Source organism: Enterobacter sp. MALB-1, from assembly GCF_041021625.1.
Lineage (GTDB): Bacteria > Pseudomonadota > Gammaproteobacteria > Enterobacterales > Enterobacteriaceae > Enterobacter > Enterobacter oligotrophicus.
Map to the genome: position 1 here is coordinate 884,415 of NZ_JBDPJL010000001.1, position 19,884 is coordinate 904,298.

General features: G+C 52.9%; 18 protein-coding genes and 1 tRNA gene. 12 read left to right on the plus strand and 7 right to left on the minus strand.

From position 1 onward, the window contains the following. Window position 1 precedes the first annotated feature (1 nt). From ABGB15_RS04305 to ABGB15_RS04320, 4 genes are all read right to left on the minus strand, one after another. Window positions 2-2,011, minus strand: coding sequence for a protein-disulfide reductase DsbD (locus ABGB15_RS04305; RefSeq protein ID WP_215722553.1), 2,010 nt, complete (start codon window positions 2,009-2,011; stop codon window positions 2-4). 48 nt (window positions 2,012-2,059) lie between these two features. After that, entirely contained in the window at window positions 2,060-2,419 is a 360-nt protein-coding gene (locus ABGB15_RS04310) for a copper resistance protein (RefSeq protein ID WP_215722554.1), read from the minus strand. 123 nt (window positions 2,420-2,542) lie between these two features. Beyond that, entirely contained in the window at window positions 2,543-3,976 is a 1,434-nt protein-coding gene (gene bglA / locus ABGB15_RS04315; protein ID WP_152082147.1) for a 6-phospho-beta-glucosidase BglA, read from the minus strand. A 115-nt stretch (window positions 3,977-4,091) separates the two neighbouring features. Beyond that, entirely contained in the window at window positions 4,092-4,823 is a 732-nt protein-coding gene (locus tag ABGB15_RS04320) for a MurR/RpiR family transcriptional regulator (RefSeq protein WP_152084415.1), read from the minus strand. A gap of 265 nt (window positions 4,824-5,088) precedes the next feature. On the opposite strand from ABGB15_RS04320, the gene ABGB15_RS04325 reads away from it, so the two are divergent. Continuing rightward, window positions 5,089-5,748 carry a hemolysin III family protein gene (locus ABGB15_RS04325; protein ID WP_152082146.1) on the plus strand — a complete coding sequence of 220 codons (660 nt, stop codon included), beginning with the start codon at window positions 5,089-5,091 and terminating at the stop codon, window positions 5,746-5,748. Window positions 5,749-5,859: 111 nt separating this feature from the next. Here ABGB15_RS04325 and ygfZ read toward each other — a convergent pair whose 3' ends face one another. Beyond that, window positions 5,860-6,840: a tRNA-modifying protein YgfZ gene (gene ygfZ, locus ABGB15_RS04330; RefSeq protein WP_215722555.1), complete on the minus strand. Its 981-nt coding sequence runs from the start codon at window positions 6,838-6,840 to the stop codon at window positions 5,860-5,862. 293 nt (window positions 6,841-7,133) lie between these two features. Here ygfZ and sdhE point away from each other — a divergent pair, with 293 nt between their 5' ends. Next, a complete protein-coding gene (gene sdhE / locus ABGB15_RS04335) occupies window positions 7,134-7,400 on the plus strand; it encodes an FAD assembly factor SdhE (protein ID WP_010435322.1) in 267 nt (88 codons plus the stop codon). Continuing rightward, window positions 7,381-7,791, plus strand: a complete 411-nt coding sequence (locus ABGB15_RS04340) for a protein YgfX (RefSeq protein WP_152082144.1) — start codon at window positions 7,381-7,383, stop codon at window positions 7,789-7,791. The genes sdhE and ABGB15_RS04340 overlap by 20 nt, the downstream gene beginning before the upstream one ends. Window positions 7,792-7,798: 7 nt before the next feature. Here ABGB15_RS04340 and fldB read toward each other — a convergent pair whose 3' ends face one another. After that, on the minus strand, window positions 7,799-8,320 hold the full coding sequence (gene fldB, locus ABGB15_RS04345; protein WP_152082143.1) for a flavodoxin FldB: 522 nt from the start codon (window positions 8,318-8,320) through the stop codon (window positions 7,799-7,801). 101 nt (window positions 8,321-8,421) lie between these two features. On the opposite strand from fldB, the gene xerD reads away from it, so the two are divergent. From xerD to lysS, 5 genes are all read left to right on the plus strand, one after another. After that, complete coding sequence (xerD, locus tag ABGB15_RS04350) at window positions 8,422-9,318, plus strand: site-specific tyrosine recombinase XerD (protein WP_152082142.1); 897 nt, start codon at window positions 8,422-8,424, stop codon at window positions 9,316-9,318. Window positions 9,319-9,346: 28 nt separating this feature from the next. Then, entirely contained in the window at window positions 9,347-10,060 is a 714-nt protein-coding gene (gene dsbC, locus ABGB15_RS04355) for a bifunctional protein-disulfide isomerase/oxidoreductase DsbC (RefSeq protein WP_215722556.1), read from the plus strand. Between the two features lie 5 nt (window positions 10,061-10,065). After that, on the plus strand, window positions 10,066-11,799 hold the full coding sequence (recJ, locus tag ABGB15_RS04360; RefSeq protein WP_152082140.1) for a single-stranded-DNA-specific exonuclease RecJ: 1,734 nt from the start codon (window positions 10,066-10,068) through the stop codon (window positions 11,797-11,799). A 90-nt stretch (window positions 11,800-11,889) separates the two neighbouring features. Next, a protein-coding gene (gene prfB / locus ABGB15_RS04365; protein WP_095908218.1) for a peptide chain release factor 2 occupies window positions 11,890-12,988 on the plus strand; the annotation gives its coding sequence in 2 pieces (ribosomal slippage) (window positions 11,890-11,964 and window positions 11,966-12,988; 1,098 coding nt in all). A 9-nt stretch (window positions 12,989-12,997) separates the two neighbouring features. After that, window positions 12,998-14,515 (plus strand): lysine--tRNA ligase, encoded by a 1,518-nt coding sequence (lysS, locus tag ABGB15_RS04370; RefSeq protein ID WP_010435299.1) that lies wholly within the window; start codon window positions 12,998-13,000, stop codon window positions 14,513-14,515. Window positions 14,516-14,553: 38 nt separating this feature from the next. On the opposite strand, the gene idi is transcribed toward lysS, so the two are convergent. Then, window positions 14,554-15,096: an isopentenyl-diphosphate Delta-isomerase gene (idi, locus tag ABGB15_RS04375; RefSeq protein ID WP_215722557.1), complete on the minus strand. Its 543-nt coding sequence runs from the start codon at window positions 15,094-15,096 to the stop codon at window positions 14,554-14,556. Window positions 15,097-15,259: 163 nt separating this feature from the next. Between idi and actS the strand changes: the two genes are divergently transcribed. The 4 genes from actS to ABGB15_RS04395 all read left to right on the plus strand — a co-directional run bounded on the left by actS (window position 15,260) and on the right by ABGB15_RS04395 (window position 17,799). Further along, a complete protein-coding gene (gene actS / locus ABGB15_RS04380) occupies window positions 15,260-16,003 on the plus strand; it encodes an amidase activator ActS (RefSeq protein ID WP_152082138.1) in 744 nt (247 codons plus the stop codon). Between the two features lie 80 nt (window positions 16,004-16,083). After that, a tRNA-Gly gene (locus tag ABGB15_RS04385) sits at window positions 16,084-16,157 on the plus strand. 554 nt (window positions 16,158-16,711) lie between these two features. After that, window positions 16,712-17,287 carry a hypothetical protein gene (locus ABGB15_RS04390; RefSeq protein ID WP_198886194.1) on the plus strand — a complete coding sequence of 192 codons (576 nt, stop codon included), beginning with the start codon at window positions 16,712-16,714 and terminating at the stop codon, window positions 17,285-17,287. A 29-nt stretch (window positions 17,288-17,316) separates the two neighbouring features. Next, entirely contained in the window at window positions 17,317-17,799 is a 483-nt protein-coding gene (locus ABGB15_RS04395; protein ID WP_198886195.1) for a hypothetical protein, read from the plus strand. The last annotated feature ends 2,085 nt before the right edge of the window (window positions 17,800-19,884 follow it).

The window sequence follows — 19,884 nt, forward strand, 5'->3', positions numbered from 1 at the left end:
GTTATTTTCCTTTCGCATCGGACAGGGAGGTTAACACCGCGTCGCGGCTTAATAACGCAGGCAGCACGTCGCCCTGCGGTAGTCCCGGTCCGTAAATCTGATTAAACGGTACGGCGGCACTGCCGCGTGTCGTTAAGAACTGGCTAATGGTGACGGAGGGGCGACTCCAGTCTCCGCGCAGGGCGACGATATCCGGTGCAGAAAGCGCCTCCTGTACGTCGTCGCGCAGCAGTACGTTGTATTTATTGGCTTTACAGGTCACACACCAGTCGGCGGTGACATCGACGAAGACCCGTTTGTTCTCTGCCAGCGCGCGGGTGATAGCCTCTTCACTCAGCGGTTGCCAGTTCACCCGATCGCGACGGGAATTCTCGCCGCCTGGGCCGGCGATAAACGCGACAGCCCCGGCAACCACAATGGCGAGCGCTCCGGCGCGCAGTGCCGTTTGCCAGCGGTAGCGCCAGGCGGTGACCAGCAGCAGGCCGAGGATCAGCATCACGCCGAGTGTGATGACGGGCAGCCTGCCGATGTGCACCGCCAGCAGGCTCAACAACCACAGCGAGGAACCGAGCATCATCAGCCCCAGCGCGACCCGCACAACGTTCATCCAGCGGCCTGGACGCGGCAGCCGCTGCGCCAGCCCCGGCCAGGCGGCAACCAGCAGCCAGGGCAGGCTCATGCCAATACCCATCGCAAAGAATATTCCCCACAGGAGCGGAAGCGGTGCCACCAGTGCCACCGACACGGCGGTCCCGAGGAACGGGGCGGTACAGGGTGTCGCCAGCAGGGTGGCAAACGCACCCTGCCAGAAATGGCCCGCAAGCCCGTTGCCGCCGCGCGTAGCGAGGAATGTGCTGGCAGAGGAGGGGAGACGGATCTCAAATAGCCCCAGCAGGCTGGCGCTGAACAGCACCATCACCAGCGTCATTGCTGCGATAAACCACGGATTCTGGAACTGGGTTCCCCAGCCGAGCGCCTGATTACCTAAACGTAAAACCGTCATCATCAGCGCCAGCGCGAGGAACGAGATCACGATCCCGGCAACCGACGCAAGAAACTGCCTGCGTACCTGACCACGTGCCTTGTGTTCGGTTTGCATCAGCGTGCCGAGCTTCATGGCTAATACGGGCAGCACGCAGGGCATCACGTTGAGGATCAAACCGCCAGCCAGCGCCATCAGCAGTACCCAGCCTAACGAGAAGCCAGGCGCGGAACTGCTTTGCTCGATCATCAGGCTGGACTCCTGCGCCTGACCGCTATCAGCGAGAACCAGAGACACATTTTTTCCGCTGAGGTCTGGCGCAGCGTCGCCCCAGCTGTCCGTCACCGGCACCGTGGCGATAAGCGAGCCATTGCGCACGGTGAAGGTCGGCTTACCGAAATCAACGTCCTCCATGCTGTCGATAAACAACGAGGGCTGCTGCCAGCCAGCATCACGTTGTGCCGTCACGGTCAGCTTTCCGGTGGCGTAGCTGGCGCTGAGCGCTGACGTCAATCCGCTGCTGAGCGGCAGCATCCCCATCGCCCGACGGTAATCGTAATCAAAATCGCCGCCCGTCCCGGAGGTCAGATCCAGCGAGAACGGGTAGTCGGTCAGAATACAGACGTTGCTGCAGGTAGACAGTGTCAGGACACCGCTCAGGTTTTTTGGTACTTCGCCGCGCAGGGTGAGGGGAAAGCTGACATCGCCGTGGTAACCCTGCGTGGTGATACCCGCGACGTCAAAACGCTCGGGCGTCGGCCAGCGCCAGGTCGCATCAATCGGTTGCTGCCAGCGAATCGCTGGCGCAATGCCGCCTTCGCCGGGCGAGCGCCAGTAGGTTTTCCACCCTTTTTGCAGGGCGACATCCAGCAGCAGGCGGGTTTCGCCGTTGCTTTCGGTTTGCGCACGCAGCCTGACGCTGGCGTGCTGATTATCGGCAGCGCGCAGCCAGCCGCTGTCGGCGGCATGGCTGAGGGGCAGCCATAGCCAAAGCAGGCAGACCAGCAGCCGCCTGAATACAGTAAACATAAATTTTCTCCGTAAATGATGAATTAACCTGAAATAACAGGCGAATGCTCACTCACGGAAAACACATAATCGCAGATGCACCCGTAATCGGGGCGGGGAGATAACGCGGGGAGGCCACAGCCGCTCGCGGCGTGGCGGATTGGCTGCCAGCAGCGCCAGCAGTAGCGTGACGGCGAAGAGGGCACTTTCAAACAGCACCGGTGGAACCGCCATCAGCGATTTGGCGCTGAGTTCACACGGCGTCACCGGCGCGTCGGTGCTCTCCTGCCCTTGCTGAACGGACTGGCTTGTGGCGGTGACGTTCATGACAAGCGCATGCATCCCGGCCATTCGCTGGGCGGTGCATATCAGCACCACCAGACAGGCCAGGGCTACCAGCAGGATAGCGTTACGTTGTCGTTTGATCATCTTCGCCTCAAATATTCACGAGGCTTATCTTATAGAGCACGGGCTTTTTGGCAACGCGAAAGCTGTAAAGAAGTGTCTGGAAAGAAAGGCGTTTGCCCTCTCCTTTTCGGAGAGGGCCTGGTATCACAGGGTTTCGCCGTTGCTGGCGATAACGGTCTTGTACCAGTTAAAGCTCTTTTTACGCGAACGGGACATATCGCCGGTGCCGTCGTCGTGCTTGTTCACGTAGATAAAGCCATAGCGCTTGCTGTACTGACCGGTGGTGAAGGAGACGCAGTCGATGCAGCCCCACGGGGTGTAGCCCATCAGGTCAACGCCGTCATAGGTGACCGCTTTTATCATCTCTTCCACGTGGGCACGCAGGTAGTCGATGCGGTAGTCATCGTTAATGCTGCCGTCTGCTTCCACTTTGTCGTAGGCACCGAAGCCGTTTTCCACGATAAACAGCGGCTTCTGGTAGCGCTCGTACAGTTCACACAGGGAATAGCGCAGGCCCACCGGGTCAATCTGCCAGCCCCAGTCAGACGCCTTCACGTGCGGGTTCGGCACGCTGCCTTCGAAGCCGGAAATGGCGTCACCGGTGCCACCTTCGGCTTTGACCGCGTTGGTCATGTAGTAGCTGAAGCCTAAGTAATCACAGGTGCCTTCGCGCAGGATCTGCTCGTCGCCCGCTTCCATTTTGATGGAGAAGCCGCGGCGCTCCCACTCGTTCAGCACGTAGGACGGGTAGTAACCGCGCAGCTGCACGTCGGTAAAGACGTAGCGCTCGCGCATGGATTCCTGGGCGAACATCACATCCTCTGGTTTACACGAGAATGGATAGAGCGCCACCATCGCCAGCATGCAGCCGACTTTCATCTCTGGATTGATGCGGCGTGCGGCTTTTACCGCCAGGGCGCTGGCCACGAACTGATGGTGCAGCACCTGATACATCGTCTCTTCCGGGTTTTCATGCTCGGTATAGACCACGCCGGAGCAGCAGTAGCCGAACAAGGGTGCACGCCAGTTACGCTGGTTGTTGATTTCGTTGAAGGTCATCCAGTATTTGACCTTATGTTTGTAGCGCTCAAACACAACTTCAGCGAAGCGTACAAAGAAATCGACCACCTTACGGTTGGTCCAGCCGCCGTATTCCTGCACCAGGTGCAGCGGCATTTCGAAGTGGGAGAGGGTGATCACCGGCTCGATGTTGTACTTCAGCAGCTCATCGAACATGTCGTCGTAGAATTTCAGCCCCTCTTCATTTGGCTGAGTTTCATCACCTTTCGGGAAGATGCGCGTCCAGGCGATGGAGGTGCGGAAGCATTTAAAGCCCATCTCAGCAAACAGCTTAATGTCTTCTTTATAGTGGCCGTGGAAGTCGATGGCTTCATGGTTCGGATAGTATTTCCCCGGCACCACGTCCTGCGTGATCTCACGCGGTACGCCGTGGGCACCGCCGGTCAGCACGTCACAAATACTGGGCCCTTTGCCGCCTTTGTTCCAGCCGCCTTCAACCTGGTGAGCCGCTACCGCGCCGCCCCATAAAAAATCTTTTGGTAAGGTCAATTTTTTCATCGCTGCTTTCTCAATTCATGACTTATTGCTTTCGAGTCTAGCAAAGCGAAATTAAATGTCACGATATAACAATTTACATAAAATGTAATTTGTTACCACGGAAAAACAGGGTGTTTTATTCTGTTAACTTCTTCGCCAGTTTACGGCCAAGTGATTCCAGAATATAGATAACGGGAATTTGGGTGGTAATATCGTAGACGCCACCAATTCGCGTTTGTGGCACATGCCAGGAGAGATTAAAATCCGCCAGTTTCGCCAGGCGAGAGTGTTCGTGGCTGGTGATGGAGAGCACCTTACAGTGGTGCAGGCTGAACTGGCTGGCAAAGCGCAGGATCTCCTCGGTTTCACCTGAGACGGAAAGCACAATGGCCAGCGCATTTTTAGCCATATCATTGGTGACCGGGAAATAAGGATCGTCGATATGGTTACTGAATTTCCCGATATTCGAAAAGAAGCGAGCACCGTATTTTGCCAGCGAGCCCGACGTGCCCGCGCCGACAAATATAATGCGTTCAGAAGATAAAATAATATCTACCGCGTCATCTAATAATGCATCGAACTCTTCATTATTGACGCTTTTAAAGAAGCTGATAATTTCGCTGGCACCAAAATTCGCCTGCTGGGGTTCATTCTGCTCTAAATAGAGTTTAAAGCGCACGCGGAATTCAGAGTAGCCTTCGCAGTTGAGCTTGCGGCAGAAGCGCAGGATCGTGGTCGTCGAGACACCAGCCGCATCCGCCAGCTCGCGGATGGTCATGTACATCACTTTGTCACGGTTTTTAATGACAGTGTTATAGACCATCATCTCCAGATTATTGAGACTGGCAACGGCGGAGTGGGAGAACATGCTCACAGTGGCTAAACTCTCTTTCGGGCAACATTTCAGAATCATACCATGCAGCCTGGTGTATGAAGGCAATTTTATGTCTTTGATTCAACAGGTGTTTATTTAATTATGAACATCTGTTAGTTGGTTTTTAAATTTATAGATATGATTTTTAAGGATAAATCCTGAATGTTGATTTATTTTAGCTAACAGGTGTTCACTGGAATCATTCTCAGTTAGCATAGTCTGGCGATGAATAATCATCTTTGTTTTCCCGGAGTTTTGTATGGTGAGTAAACCATTAATCGCACAGGGATATTCACTGGCTGAGGAAATAGCCAACAGTATTAGCCACGGCATTGGCCTGGTGTTTGGGATTGTCGGTTTAGTGTTACTGCTGGTGCAGGCAGTAGATACCAACGCCAGCGCGATGGCGATCGCCAGCTACAGCCTGTATGGCGGGAGTATGATCCTGCTGTTTCTGGCCTCCACGCTGTATCATGCCATTCCGCATCAGCGGGCAAAGATCTGGCTTAAGAAATTTGACCACTGCGCAATCTATCTTCTTATTGCAGGCACCTACACGCCGTTTTTGCTGGTGGGGTTAAACTCGCCGCTGTCGCGTGGCCTGATGATGGTTATCTGGGGCCTGGCGCTACTGGGGGTTCTGTTTAAGCTGACCATAGCGCACCGGTTTAAGGTATTGTCGCTGGTGACCTATCTGACGATGGGCTGGCTGTCGTTGATTGTGGTTTATCAACTGGCGACGAAGCTGGCGATTGGCGGTGTGACGCTGCTGGCGGTGGGGGGCGTGATCTACTCGCTGGGCGTGATTTTCTACGTCTGCAAGCGTATCCCTTACAACCATGCTATCTGGCACGGCTTTGTGCTGGGGGGCAGCGTATGCCACTTCCTGGCAATTTATTTGTATGTGGGGCAGGTGTAGTTTTTTTGTAAGGTGCGGTCTGATGCCCTCACCCCGACCCTCTCCCACAGGGAGAGGGTGAATATCAAAACCGTAGGCCCGGTAAGCGCAGCGCCACCGGGCGATACAGCATCAATCTTCCAGTGAATACGGCAGCGGCTCAATGCTCAACGTTTTCGCATCGTCACGCACGCGGAACACGCTGTCGGCTTCCATATCGTTATTCATCACGACCTGCACCAGCAGGCGGCCATCATCCAACTGGACGGCGGCGAGCACGGTGCCGGTCCGACGCCAGTTATCACCCATTTTCAGTTCTAAATCTTCACCCGCTTCCGGTACGCGGCTGGCGTGACCTGCCAGCGTCCATAAGGCACGTTTGTTCGCCCCACGGAATTTCGCACGCGCCACCATCTCCTGACCGGTGTAGCACCCTTTCCTGAAACTGATGCCGCCCAGCGCCTGCAGGTTAGTCGCCTGAGGAATAAACTGTGCGCTGTTTGCCGCGTCAATCACCGGCAATCCGGCTTCAATATTCAGTGCCAGCCACTGCTGGCTGTTATTGAACTGTGCTTCACCGCGCAGGGCTTCGGTCACGCGCTCAGCTGTTGCCTCGTCAGTCACCAGCAGGAAACGCTCCGCAGGGTGTTCAAACCACAGGATAGAGGTCTCGCCCTCGCTGACCAGCTGTTTTTCCGCATCCGGCAGTTCAGCAAAGAGGTTTTTCAGCGCCGCACGTGCCTGGAAGCCCGCCACGCCCAGCAGAACATGCTCGTCATCCGGGGCAATGGTGACTTTGGAGAAGACCGCGTACTTTTTCAGTTCGGCGAGCTGGGCGTCACGCAGGCTGCGGCGTTCAATAAAGGCAAAGCCGTCCTGACGACGGAACAGACGCAGGTTGCTCCACATCTTACCTTTGGGATCGCAGTGCGCAGCCAGCAGATGCTGATGTTCAGTCATCTGACTGACATCAGCCGTCACCTGGCCCTGCAGGTATTTTTCGGCGTCGGCACCGGTAAGGGTTGCCAGTGCCCAGTCATCAAGAGTAATAAGCGTCAGCGGCAGACGCGCAGAGGCGGCGGGCTGGCGAGGAGAAAATGGAGTAAAAGCCATAGTGATGTCCTGAATTGCTTAACGCTTTGATAATGCCTAATGGTAAAAGAGACTGTATTCATTGCAAGCGCTTTCAGCAGGCCATTCGTGCCATCGCAATAATCTGCGTAGCGCTACGCAAAACAGAGTAATCCGCTTTATTTGTGTGGGAATTTTTGGAACTATGCTTCCGGTTAATAATATTCCAGTAAAGAAACGGTCAAAAACACGTTACACTAGCGAGTGTTCCCGTAGAGAGATAAAGAATATGAACGGGATGCCGACTGTGCCAAACGTAATGCAGGAAACAGAACATGGATATTAACAACAAGGCCCGTATCCACTGGGCATGCCGTCGCGGCATGCGTGAACTTGATATCTCCATCATGCCGTTCTTCGAATATGAGTATGACAGCTTAAGCGATGACGATAAGCGTCTGTTTGTTCGCCTGCTTGAGTCTGACGATCCGGATTTATTCAACTGGCTGATGAATCACGGCAAACCCGCCGACACCGAGTTGCAACGGATGGTGCAATTAATTCAAACACGGAATCGGGAACGTGGTCCTGTGGCAATCTGATCTTCGCGTCTCGTGGCGCTCGCAGTGGATGTCTTTATTGCTCCACGGCCTGGTCGCGGCATTTGTTTTACTGATGCCGTGGCCGCTTAGCTATACGCCTTTGTGGTTATTGCTGCTGTCATTTGTGGTTTTTGACAGCGTGCGCAGTCAGCGCCGGATCAATGCCCGTCAGGGAGAAATCAAGCTGCTGATGGACTCTCGCCTGCGCTGGCAGGGGAAAGAGTGGGATATTATTGGCACGCCGTGGATGCTTAGTGTCGGCATGATGCTTCGGCTACGTCAGGTTGACGGGGGGCGACGCCAGCATTTGTGGCTGGCGGCAGACAGTATGGATGCTGCAGAGTGGCGAGATTTGCGCCGGATGATACTGCAACAACCGACGCAGGAGTAAATGCGCGTTAGCTGAACTTCTCGGCCATCTCACCCAGGATCTGCTCGCACCAGTTTTGCAGGCGCTCGTCGCTGAGATCGTACTGATTGGTTTCATCCAGTGCCAGCCCGACAAACAGCTGCCCGTCGGCAATAATCGGTTTTTTGCTGGTGAACTCGTAGCCTTCCGTTGGCCAGTAGCCGATAAACGTCGCGCCTTTTGGTGCCAGTTTATCGTGCAGCATGCCAAGTGCGTCGAGGAACCACTCGCCGTAACCCAACTGATCGCCCATGCCGTACATCGCAATGATTTTGCCATCGAGGTTGATCGCATCAAGCTGATCCCAGATGGCTTCCCAGTCTTCCTGAATTTCACCGAAGTCCCAGGTTGGGATGCCGAGGATCAATACGTCGTACTGCTCCATCAGCGTGGGCGCGTCATCTTTCAGGTTATGCAGCGTTACCAGTTCCGGGCCAATGATGTCGCGAATTTTTTCTGCTGCCATTTCGGTGTAGCAGGTGCTGGAACCATAAAACAGACCAATATTCATCGCGTAACTATCTCAATTCTTGCTATGACATTGCGCGTAGTGTACCAGAAACCGGTGGCAATCAGGCATAATGGCCGGATTGTAAAATCAAAGGGGCTGCTGTGGAAAAGGATCTCGCACTCATTGAACAGTTTCTCGACGCGCTGTGGCTGGAGAAAAATCTGGCCGGGAATACGCTCAGTGCCTATCGCCGCGACCTCACCATGCTGGTGGAGTGGCTGGCGCACAGAGATCTGACGCTTGAGAACGCACAAAGCGATGACCTGCAAGGGTTGCTGGCCGAACGTATGGAAGGGGGCTATAAAGCCACCAGCTCCGCGCGCCTGCTGAGTGCGATGCGCCGCCTGTTCCAGCATCTTTACCGTGAAAAGATCCGCGCCGATGACCCCAGCGCACTCCTGGCATCACCTAAACTGCCTCAGCGGCTGCCGAAAGATCTCAGCGAAGCACAAGTTGAGAGATTATTACAGTCACCAGCAGTTGACCTGCCGCTGGAGTTACGCGATAAAGCCATGCTTGAACTATTGTATGCTACCGGTTTGCGCGTTTCGGAACTGGTTGGCCTGACGATGAGCGACATCAGTCTGCGTCAGGGCGTGGTGCGCGTGATAGGTAAAGGAAACAAGGAACGGCTGGTGCCGCTGGGCGAAGAGGCGGTGTACTGGCTGGAGACATATCTGGAGCACGGGCGGCCGTGGCTCCTGAACGGCGTGTCTATTGATGTCTTGTTCCCCAGCCAGCGCGCGAAGCAGATGACCCGACAAACGTTCTGGCATCGCATTAAGCATTACGCCACACTGGCAGGCATCGACAGTGAAAAGCTGTCACCGCACGTTTTGCGTCATGCCTTCGCGACGCATCTGCTAAACCACGGTGCTGATTTACGCGTGGTGCAGATGCTGCTGGGACACAGCGATCTTTCAACGACGCAAATTTACACCCATGTCGCGACGGAACGCCTGCGGCAGCTACACCAACAGCACCACCCACGCGCGTGAGTGCCGACGAATTGTAACAGGATCAAATATGAAAAAGTCTTTCGCGCTGTTCACCCTGCTGGCAGCTTCCTTTACCGGTTTTGCCCATGCGGATGATGCAGCCATCAAACAGTCGCTGACGAAACTCGGCGTGACCAGCAGCGACATTCAGCCTGCGCCGGTTGCGGGCATGAAAACGGTCTTAACCAACAGCGGCGTGCTGTACGTGACCGAAGACGGGAAGCACATCATTCAGGGGCCGATGTATGACGTGAGCGGTGCGCAGCCGGTTAACGTGACCAACCAGCTGCTGATGAAAAACCTGAGCGCGCTGGAAAAAGAGATGATTGTCTATAAAGCCGCGCAGGAAAAACACGTGATTACCGTCTTTACCGACATCACCTGTGGCTACTGTCACAAGCTGCATGAAGAGATGAAAGACTATAACGCGCTCGGTATCACCGTGCGTTACCTTGCTTTCCCACGCGCAGGTGTGCAGAGCCAGCCTGAACAAGACATGAAGGCCATCTGGTGTGCAAAAGATCGCAACAAAGCCTTTGATGATGCGATGAACGGTAAAGGCGTTAAGCCCGCATCCTGCGACATCGATATCGCGAACCACTACGCGCTGGGTGTGCAGTTTGGCGTGACCGGTACGCCAGCTATCGTACTGAACAATGGCTATGTCGTGCCGGGTTATCAGGGGCCACAAGAGATGAAAGCGTTCCTCGACGCGCACCAGAAACAGACTGGTGGTAAATAATCCGCGTGAAAGCCCCGATAAAATTGCGCCGCCGCGACGCGGTTGAAGGTGCTGATTTACCCGCCGATCTTCCGCCGTTGTTGCGGCGGCTCTATGCCAGCCGTGGTGTGCGTACCGCGGGCGATCTGGAGCGTAGCGTTAAAGGTATGCTGCCCTGGCAGCAACTGAGCGGTGTTGAGAAAGCCACTGAAATGCTCTACGACGCGTTCCGGGAAGGGACGCGGATTGTGGTAGTGGGCGATTTCGATGCCGACGGCGCAACCAGTACCGCCCTGAGCGTGCTCAGCCTGCGCGCGCTGGGCTGCGATAACGTCACCTACCTGGTGCCGAACCGGTTTGAAGATGGCTATGGCCTCAGCCCGGAAGTGGTTGATCAGGCGCATGCGCGCGGTGCGCAGATGATCATGACCGTAGACAACGGCATTTCTTCTCACTCCGGCGTAGAGCGTGCGCACCAGTTGGGTATTCCGGTGCTGGTGACCGATCACCACCTGCCGGGCGACACCCTGCCAGCCGCCGAAGCGATCATCAACCCGAACCTGCGCGACTGCGATTTTCCGTCGAAATCACTGGCGGGCGTGGGCGTGGCGTTTTATCTGATGCTGGCACTGCGCACGCTGCTGCGGGATAAAGGCTGGTTTGAGTCGCGCGGTATTGCCGTGCCAAACCTGGCGGAATACCTCGATCTGGTGGCGCTGGGCACCGTGGCAGACGTGGTGCCGCTGGATACCAACAACCGTATTTTGACCTGGCAGGGTTTAAGCCGCATTCGGGCGGGCAAGTGCCGTCCGGGGATTAAGGCGCTGCTGGAGATTTCCAACCGCGACCCGCTTAAGCTGGCGGCAAGCGATTTGGGTTTTGCTCTCGGCCCACGTTTGAACGCGGCGGGAAGGCTGGACGATATGTCCGTCGGCGTGGCGCTGCTGCTGTGTGACAACATCGGCGAAGCGCGTGTGCTGGCAAATGAGCTGGACGCCCTAAACCAGACCCGCAAAGAGATTGAGCAGGGAATGCAGGCCGAAGCGCTGACCCTCTGTGAAAAGCTGGAGCGCAGTGGTGATACGCTGCCGGGCGGACTGGCGATGTACCATCCTGAGTGGCACCAGGGCGTGGTCGGCATTCTGGCTTCGCGCATTAAAGAGCGTTTCCATCGGCCGGTGATTGCGTTTGCACCCGCTGGCGACGGCACGCTGAAAGGTTCTGGCCGTTCGATTCAGGGGCTGCACATGCGCGATGCGCTGGAGCGTCTGGATACGCTCTATCCGGGCCTGATGATCAAGTTTGGCGGCCATGCGATGGCGGCAGGTTTGTCGCTGGAAGAGGCAAAGTTCGATGAGTTCCAGCGCCTGTTCGGTGAGCTGGTCACTGACTGGATTGATCCCGCGCTGTTACAGGGTGAAGTGGTGTCCGACGGTGCACTGTCAGCGGCAGAGATGACGATGGACGTGGCGCAAATGCTGCGCGATGCCGGTCCGTGGGGGCAGATGTTCCCGGAACCGCTGTTCGATGGACGTTTTCGTCTGCTGCAACAGCGCATTGTTGGCGAACGTCACCTGAAAGTGATGGTGGAGCCGGTCGGCGGTGGTCCGTTGCTGGATGGTATTGCATTCAACGTCGACACGTCCGTCTGGCCGGATAACGGCGTGCGCGAAGTTGAACTTGCTTATAAGCTCGATATTAACGAGTTTCGCGGTAACCGCTCCCTTCAGATTATCATCGACAATATCTGGCCAATTTAGCGTCAGTAATCTCTATAAAAAAGGGCGTGGATTCGGTACAATCCCGCTCTTATCACCGCATTTTGACTAGTCGAAAAAAGAAAACAGACCATGTTTGAAATTAATCCGGTAAAAAACCGCATTCAGGACCTCACGGAGCGCTCTGACGTTCTTAGGGGGTATCTTTGACTATGATGCAAAGAAAGAGCGTCTGGAAGAAGTAAACGCCGAGCTGGAACAGCCGGACGTCTGGAACGAACCTGAACGCGCACAGGCGCTGGGTAAAGAGCGTTCCTCCCTCGAAGCTATCGTCGATACGCTGGATCAAATGGCTCAGGGCCTGGAAGATGTTTCCGGTCTGCTGGAGCTGGCCGTTGAAGCCGATGACGAAGAAACCTTTAACGAAGCCGTAGCAGAACTCGACGTTCTGGAAGAGAAGCTGGCACAGCTCGAATTCCGCCGCATGTTCTCCGGTGAATACGATAGCGCCGACTGCTATCTCGACATTCAGGCTGGTTCCGGCGGTACTGAAGCGCAGGACTGGGCCAGCATGCTGATGCGCATGTATCTGCGTTGGGCAGAAGCGCGTGGCTTCAAAACCGAAATTATTGAAGAGTCTGAAGGTGAAGTGGCAGGTATTAAATCCGTCACCATCAAGATTATTGGCGATTACGCTTACGGCTGGTTGCGCACTGAAACCGGCGTTCATCGCCTGGTGCGTAAGAGCCCGTTTGACTCCGGTGGCCGTCGTCATACCTCCTTCAGCTCTGCGTTTGTCTACCCGGAAGTTGACGAAGATATTGATATCGAAATCAACCCGGCGGACCTGCGTATTGACGTTTACCGCGCATCCGGTGCGGGTGGTCAGCACGTTAACCGAACGGAATCTGCGGTGCGTATTACCCACATTCCGACCGGGCTGGTGACGCAATGCCAGAACGACCGTTCCCAGCATAAGAACAAAGACCAGGCCATGAAGCAGATGAAAGCGAAACTTTATGAGCTGGAAATGCAGAAGAAAAATGCTGAGAAACAGGCGATGGAAGACAACAAATCCGACATCGGCTGGGGCAGCCAGATCCGTTCTTATGTCCTTGATGACTCCCGCATCAAAGACCTGCGTACCGGTGTAGAAACCCGTAACACGCAGGCGGTGCTGGATGGCAGCCTGGATCAATTTATCGAAGCAAGTTTGAAAGCAGGGTTATGAGGAACCAACATGTCTGAACAACAAGCACAGGGCGCTGACGCGGTAGTCGATCTTAATAATGAACTGAAAACCCGCCGCGAGAAGCTGGCAGCGCTGCGCGAGCAGGGCGTGCCGTTCCCGAACGATTTTCGTCGTGACCACACCTCAGACCAACTGCACGCAGACTTCGACGGTAAAGAGAACGAAGAGCTGGAAGCGCTGAACATTGAAGTGTCCGTGGCTGGCCGTATGATGACCCGTCGTATTATGGGTAAAGCGTCCTTCGTGACGCTGCAGGACGTTGGCGGCCGCATTCAGCTGTACGTCTCCCGTGACGACCTGCCGGAAGGCATCTACAACGAGCAGTTCAAGAAGTGGGATCTGGGCGATATCCTGGGCGCGAAAGGTAAGCTGTTCAAAACCAAAACCGGTGAACTCTCTATCCACTGCACCGAGCTGCGTCTGCTGACCAAAGCCCTGCGCCCGCTGCCGGACAAGTTCCACGGCCTGCAGGATCAGGAAGCGCGCTACCGTCAGCGTTATCTGGATCTCATCTCTAACGATGAATCCCGTAAGACCTTCAAAATTCGCTCCCAGATCATGGCCGGTATCCGCCAGTTCATGGTTAACCGCGACTTTATGGAAGTGGAAACACCAATGATGCAGGTGATCCCTGGCGGCGCGTCTGCGCGTCCGTTCATCACCCATCACAACGCCCTGGACCTCGACATGTACCTGCGTATCGCGCCGGAACTGTACCTGAAGCGTCTGGTGGTCGGTGGTTTCGATCGCGTGTTTGAAATCAACCGTAACTTCCGTAACGAAGGTATCTCCGTTCGTCACAACCCAGAGTTCACCATGATGGAACTCTATATGGCGTATGCGGATTACAAAGATCTGATCGAACTGACCGAATCCCTGTTCCGTACCCTGGCGCAGGACATTCTGGGCACCACCGAAGTGCCATACGGTGAAGAAGTCTTCGACTTCGGCAAGCCGTTCGTCAAGCTGACCATGCGTGAAGCTATCAAGAAATACCGTCCGGAAACCGAGATGGCTGACCTGGATAACTTCGACTCTGCGAAAGCGATCGCGGAAAGCATCGGTATTAAAGTTGAGAAGAGCTGGGGTCTGGGCCGTATCGTGACCGAGATCTTCGAAGAAGTGGCAGAAGCGCACCTGATTCAGCCAACCTTCATCACTGAATACCCGGCTGAAGTTTCTCCGCTGGCGCGTCGTAACGATGTGAATCCGGAAATCACTGACCGCTTCGAATTCTTCATTGGTGGCCGTGAAATCGGCAACGGTTTTAGCGAGCTGAACGATGCGGAAGATCAGGCGCAGCGCTTCCAGGATCAGGTTGATGCGAAAGCCGCAGGCGACGACGAAGCGATGTTCTTCGATGAAGACTACGTGACCGCACTGGAGCACGGCCTGCCGCCAACTGCAGGTCTGGGTATTGGTATTGACCGTATGGTGATGCTGTTCACCAACAGCCACACCATCCGCGACGTGATCCTGTTCCCGGCGATGCGCCCGGTGAAATAAGTCGAAAAGACGTAAAAAAAGCCCCGAAAGGGGCTTTTTTATTGCGCCGCAAAAGCGCGGAGTGCCTCGCGGGCGAGGGTTGCTTCCATGGCCATCCACGGGCTAAAGGCCCACGGCGTTGCGTCCAGCGCGCAGAAAAGAGCTTCCAGCTCCACCCACTGATACTCCATCACTTCATCGTCATTGAGTGTAATGGTATTGCTGACGCGAGCGGCAAAGACCGGGCAAATCTCGTTTTCAACGATCCCTGACGGGTCAGTCTTACGGTAGCGAAATTCAGGGGCGATGGGCGTGAGGTCCGTAATTTCTGCGCCGATTTCAAAGCGGCAGCGGCGGATAATCGCCTGTTCAGTCTCTTCGCCTGATTGCGGGTGCCCGCAGACGGAGTTAGTCCAGACGCCGGGCCACGCTTTTTTGCTTAAAGCACGTCGGGTGATCAGGCATTCGCCCCTGGCGTTAAAAAGCCAGGACGAGAAGGCAAGGTGTAGCGGAGTGTTGGATGTATGGGCGGCATACTTCTCCTGAGTGCCAATCACCTTTCCCTGGTCGTTTACCAAAATAACGTGTTCTTGAATACTCATTGATGCTCCAGTGCCAAAATGCCGAGTGGTTTAGCACCATCAGCAGGATGATTATACTGCATTCTTATGTGTACGGTTTGGCTCGCAGAGCGGAAAAGGGCATGACCCATATCAGTATGGGCTGCTATCATAGTGCGCCATTCATGCTGACCGAGGATCTGTTTTGTTTGCAGGAAGCCTGACGAGAAACCCTATCACTGCCGTTTTCTGCCTGACGCTGGCGTTACTGTTAGCGGGGTGTTCTGGCAGTAAATCTTCGGATATGGGCAGCTATTCCGGCGCGGTCTATACCGTTAAGCGCGGGGACACGCTGTACCGCATTTCGCGCGCGACGGGGACCAGCGTGAAGGATCTGGCACGCCTGAATAACATTTCGCCTCCCTATACGATTGAGGTAGGGCAGAAGCTGAAAGTTAAGGGCAGTTCGTCCTCTGGCAAAAAATCTTCCTCAAAAGGCAAAACTGCGAAAGTGACGCCATCCTACACAGTTCCGCAATCGTCATGGCCCCCTGTGGGACAGCGCTGCTGGATTTGGCCTGCAAGTGGCAAAGTGGTGGTGCCGTATTCTCTGTCTGAAGGTGGCAATAAAGGGATTGATATCGCAGCCGCACGCGGTACGCCAGTCTATGCATCCGGGGCCGGGAAAGTGGTCTACGTCGGCAATCAGCTACGCGGGTACGGTAATCTGATCATGATTAAACATGGTGAAGACTACATTACGGCTTACGCGCACAACGACACAATGCTGGTTAACAACGGACAGAACGTGAAGGCAGGGCAAAAAATTGCGACTATGGGCAGCACGGGGACGGACACAGTGAAGCTGCATTTCCAGATACGTTATAAGGCGACAGCTATTGACCCGCAGCGCTATCTACCGGCCCAGGGCAGCAAACCGAAGTGCTAAGTGATTATTTAATCGCCATTTAGTTGTGCAGAGGCTTGTATGAGGAGGCGTAAGGTCTATAATGCCTTACGCACCTCAAAGCGGGCGTAGTTCAATGGTAGAACGAGAGCTTCCCAAGCTCTATACGAGGGTTCGATTCCCTTCGCCCGCTCCATTCTCCTGATAAATCAACAAGTTATGATTTATCAGTTAGTTACGTTGCCCCGCTTTAGCAGGTACAACTTAAACTACCCATTGTTCTACGCCCGCACCTGTCGCGTGATTGGTCTGTGGTACAAGGGAGCATATCATCACGCAGGCGGTGGTTCCAAGTTCTTACCGCGACAGTACAACAACGAACAAAAAGCCGCATACCTGGCATAACTCCCGAACAGATTGATCACACGCATTTAAGCCCGATGTGTGGCCCTATAAGCCACGTAAACAGGTGAATAGTGGTAATGCCCCGGTAGCTACAGATCCGGCTCTGCCAGCGCTTCGCTCACGCTCCGAAAGGTACACGAGCACCCTGATAAGATGTGATCTCTCTGACAATCTGATTTGATCATTGGTGACTTTCGCAAAGCGAAACCAACTAGGTTGGCCTGATGCAGTCGCTATGCTCCGCTTGTTGCTTGTACCACTAACGGGGCTTTATGGCTTCTATTGTCAAAAATCTGGTTCGCTGTAAAATTGAGCATAAAGAATAGCTTAATAAGAAGAATTTCTATGGCATGGTTGAAAGACCTTAGCAAAGACAGCATATCGGGCGTTATCGTTGCACTTGTCACTGGCGGAAGTGGGATCGCCGTCGTTGTGTGGCTATGGAATTACATTAAGCAGTTCTTCCATTGGTTAATGGACATCCTTACCTTCCCAGTAACAATGCCCTTATGGATGCTCCTCATTTTATCGATCTTATTATTGGCAATTTTACCTACTGTCGGATTTGTAATGCGCCGTCGTATTGCAGCGAAAGCTACAGGACAAGAGGGCAGTTTTTTGCATTATACTTCGGATAATATTTATGAAATGATAGTTTCTTGGGAATGGATTAAAGCATTAGGAGATCGCGGATACTCGTTAAGAAATCTTCACATGAGATGCCCTAAATGTGGAGGCCTTCTAAGCCAACACTCCAGCGTTGATTACTATAACTATGTTCCATATCCTATTATCAAGTGTAATTTCAAAGGTTGTGGTTGGAAAATATCTTCAGATATGGAACGATTAAGCTATGGAGAGATGCATACAAGATTAGCAGAAGAGATTGATAGACGTTGTTATCAGAAATTTAGAGGTTAATTTCGAGACTGATAAATTTGGAGTGAAAAATGTCAAAAGAATTACTGTCTATCTTTAGCGCTCTACTCTCCTTCATTGCTCTTATTGTCAGTATAACTGCTCTGTATAACACCTATCGATCAAGGAAAAATGCTGAGCATGAGTCCTTAAGAAAAATGAAAATTGATACAGTGAAAGAACTTCGTGAAGTTGAACTGGTTTATCGTGGAATATGTAGTGATACGGAAGAACTTATCAAGTCTATAGAAATGAGTACAAATATGAACCCTTATGGTAAGAAAGAACTTCTTAAGGGTGTCAGAGATAACCTTGGTTTCTTTACACAAAGTAGACAAGGTGTCACAAATATGCTCTCTAAACTTGATGAGAATTTTATGAGCATCAGCCGCGAAGAAATAGAAAATATTGCTCAATTCACTGCGTTTGAAGCGAATCGTTTAGCCGAGAATGGAAGAATAATTAAAGAACGCTTCAAAAATCTAAAGGAAATGATTGGTAGGGCACCCCATTAGCAAATATTAGGAATTATTTTGATTGTCTGCTGTGTCGAACATTCGGGTATAAGGACTGGTTTGTGATCTAGTCACCAATATGAACAAGTATATGCTGTTTTCGTAAGTACACAGCCTCTTCCCGCCCTCTAACTCTTGTTCGTCGGGATTGCTCTAAATCCGAAAAAGTCAATCTTACAAAAAATTGGGGCGTTTTATCCCTTGAAAAGTAAGGGGCAATGAAGCCCCTTCAGTCTACATTAACCAGCGTGACGGTAGGATTCACGCACACCATCACGATAACCATCAGCAAACGCTGCCTGAGGACTTTTGTGGCGAACGGTTCCCGCCTGGCTATCAGGTAAGGCGGCTAAGTCTACCCAAACTTGCCCTGTGCGAGCCAAGCCTGCACGGTAACCCTGATCGTAAGCGCAGCCGCAACATTTATGGCGACCTTCACCACCTTGATCGTGAGGTAAGCTGATGAAAAGAGTATTGTAACGGTGTGACAGTTTACAAATGGTCATGCAATGCTCCTTATGAGCGTCATTTTATGGTTTACATGATCCTCTTTGCCTGGCACAATCAAGCCGTCAGAAATGAAGGCAAGGCTAAGATTCATACGGGTTTGGCGACTCGTATTGGTCATGCTTTGTAAGCCGGGTTCATGCAAATGAATCCGGTTTTTTTATGCCTAAAATTCAGGCGCAGCACTACATGTGGGGGGGAACAATCAATTGCGGCCCCACATAGTCGATATTTTAGAGATGATTCTTTTGTGCACAAGGGTTTATTTTAACGTTAAGTTAAGGCTGTGAAAGGGTAAAAAAGGCTAAGTCCTCGTACCGTAAGGCCTGGAAGACATGTCAATAATTAAGAAAAAAAATTCAAAATTTGATCGAGTGCTGATTTCTTCAACATGATTTTGAGTATGTGGATTCATGTTACTGGTAACTATGAGAAAAACACACGATTGAGTATTCGTCTCTGGTGCTTAAAATAATCAGGCACGGAACTTTTGGTGATCTGCTAGACCGCCAGCCCAGACCCTCCGTAAAAAACCAGAATGTTCACCAAATATCCTACAGCCGACACTCCCAGCAATGCACTTCACCACTTAATCCCATAGGCCATCACAACATGGAAAATTTGCCACAACAGAGCATTTTACTGTTCGTTTTCTGTTCTATTTAACATAATGGTTCTTATAAGTACTTGACTGAAAGTGTCAGGTATTGCTTTTCGGAGCGTTGATGCGAAGCGGGGTAGACAACAGCGATTCCATTAACAGAAGGAAAGCATTCGGGAGGATTTGAGGTGAGTTCTCTTGTTCAAGGATTTTGGATGAGTTTGGCTGGTCACCACACAATTTTAGGTTTCAGGCCTTTGAAGTTGCCAGTGCATCAATGCCATAAAAGCACATTTTTCTATTCGCAGCAGACACAAGGCTACTACGGCGACGTTACCACAACGGGCTGAAGGTCTGCCATCACCTGGTGATATTCACCGAGCCAGGCCGCCACTGCTTCGTACCATTTCCCACAACAATGTAAACAGCCAACCCACCAAGCCATCGTGCGCTTCACCAGAAGCCCGTAACGGCGTCATCTCCACACAATTGTAAACTGACAGACCGATAGCACAGCGCCACGCTGAGAGGCTTTCACAGGCCCAGAAATGGACGGTTTTTCATTGATTTTGCAAGAGAAATTATTATTTTTCGGTCTGAAGAGCGGATCACGTTCGTTGCTTGATCCACACCACGAGTGACAGATTTAACGCATCCAGCACTGACGCGGGTTCGTTGTGTACATCTCGATTTAACGATCACCACATCCTATAGGCTAGCAAGTGACTACAACCCCACAATAGGTGGTAGAAATGGCGACTTAAGGGACACTTAATTCGATTTAAGTACCATTTAATATCCTTAGGTGCAGTGTGCCATTGAGAAGCAGACCACTGAAGAAAGGTAAGTGGTGAGATGCTCTCACATGGGGGTAAAAATACCCCTATAGGAATTTGAATGTAGGTAAATACACCCCTATTGAATTTTGGTGTGGGGGTTAATGTACCCCTATAGAGAGCCATCAATGGGGGTAAAAA